This is a genomic window from Pseudarthrobacter sp. HLT1-3, assembly GCF_059383535.1.
On the sequence record NZ_JBWZCJ010000062.1, the window covers coordinates 1 to 1,984 of the forward strand.

Below are 1,984 nucleotides of genomic sequence, written 5' to 3' on the forward strand. Positions count from 1 at the left end.
GAAGAGATTCCCTAACGCTTGTCAAGCCTTTTTTGGCTCTGGACGACAGGCAGGGTTGAGTGCACCGTCACCTGTGTTCTGCCGGTGGCGGTGGGTGCTATCCATCCGGGAATGACGATCGCCGGGGGCTGTTGACGCCCGGGGCTGGTGGTGGCCGGGAGAGCGCCTGTGGCCTGAGGCCGCTTGCCAAACGGTATCGGTGGTGGTGCTGGCTACCGTGTCAGGCGTGCCCGTTTCGCTTCGACGGTGTGGGACCGGGACTGGGTGCGCTGTTTGGGAGTGACGGTATAGCGGGAGGCGATGAGCTCCTTCGCGGCCCGTTTGGTGACCGGCTGCCCCTCGAGGTCACGCAGCTCATACATCTGCCCGGTGATGAGGGTCTTCCAGGTCCTTTCGGCCAGTTTCCTGGCGACGGCGATGGTGGCCTGGGTGTGGCAGTGGCCGTGTTCGGTCATGAGCCGGTGGTAGAACGCAGCCAGCTGCGGGTCCGTGGTCCGGGCGACGCTGCCGGCCTGATAGAAGGCCAAGCGCAGCGGTGCCGGTCCTTCCTTGCTGATGGCCCGGCGGGGCTGGTTCATCATCCCGGAGGACCAGTTCGAGGGAGTGATGCCGACATAGTTGGCGGCCTTCTTGGCGCTGTCGAATCCGGATCCGTCGCCGAAGTAGGCGCGGATGCACGGACCAGTCGCCGGACCGACACCCGGCAGCGAGAGGATCAGCGGGTCATCGCCGTAGAGCTGCTCCCACCACTGGCGCGCATGGGACGTGAAGCGCTCGACCCTGGCCCGGGACTCCTGCAGGTCGGTCAGGTGTTCGGTGACGTCGACGGCCAGCGCGTCCAGGTCCAGGTGCCCGTCCCAGAAGTCTGCCCATCCGCGGGCCGAGGCCTTGATCGCGGCGGCACGGGCAGGTGTGTCGGAGACATCGCGGGTGTGCTGGGCGACCACACCGGTCAGGGTTGCCGCCCGGGCCGCCGCCAGGGAACGCAGGTCCGGCCAGCGACCCAGCACGGCAAGGGCTGTTGACTCCGATCCGGCGAACGCGGTCCACACATCGGGAAAGGCCCACCGTGCCAGTGACAGCAGCCGCCGCCAGTACCGGTTGCCGTCAATGACGGCACCGGCCCGGCGGACCACGGCACGTCGCAGCGCCAACTGTCCCGGAGATGCCAGGACCAGCGGTGGCGGGTCGAAGATCTCCCCGGCGTGGGTGAGCACTTCGGAGTCGATGACGTCTGACTTGTTCTTGCCCATGATGGCCCCGCGCAGCCGTGCGGAGTGCCGGGCGCCGATCATTTCCATCTGCCCGCCGGCCCGTTCGACTGCCAGTGCCAGCGCCAACCAGGTCATCGATGTCGGTTCCACGACCGCCGTCAGGGGCGCACGAACTGCGGCCAACCGCTGGGAGAGCCTCTCCATCCCGGCCAGTGTCGGGTCAACGGTGAAACGGCTCAGATGCTCCGTTCCGTCGTCGAAAAACTCCCGGACGGCGATATGGTGGCGGGCCGTGATGGCCGCGTCGATACCTGCCACTGCCCGCACGAGTCCTGCGGGCTTATCCTGATCCTGCATGATGGTTCTCCCTTTTCGCATCGAATACGTGCGATGGGACAACCCGTCGTTGCCGGTCCACCAGCCGAGTCACCAGGCCGGGCATCCCACCTTTGGGAGAACCGTCATGCGTTAATCTGAGCGCCGGCGGCGACCTCCCTCACACGCCCGCAACTGCTGAGGAAGCGTCGGATACGGCTCCCGCGCTTGTAAGTCATCCGGTGCCTGCCCGGAGACGAAACCGGCGCTGCGCACCGTTCTTCTCCGGCCACCAATTCCCTCAATCGGGTCTGCTTGGAAGACAGGCCGGGGGCGTCGATCTCTTTCACGGGCCATGACGCCCAGCCGAAAACCGGAACCACCCCGGCCCCTCCCAAGGCCACCGTAAACGACGACCACCCACCTCAACAGGGGGTACTTAAGAGATACAAGCC

General features: G+C 66.3%; 1 protein-coding gene. It reads right to left on the reverse strand.

From position 1 onward, the window contains the following. Positions 1-212 precede the first annotated feature (212 nt). A complete protein-coding gene (locus AC50X9_RS21195) occupies positions 213-1,571 on the reverse strand; it encodes an IS110 family RNA-guided transposase (RefSeq protein ID WP_494897059.1) in 1,359 nt (452 codons plus the stop codon). Positions 1,572-1,984 lie beyond the last annotated feature (413 nt).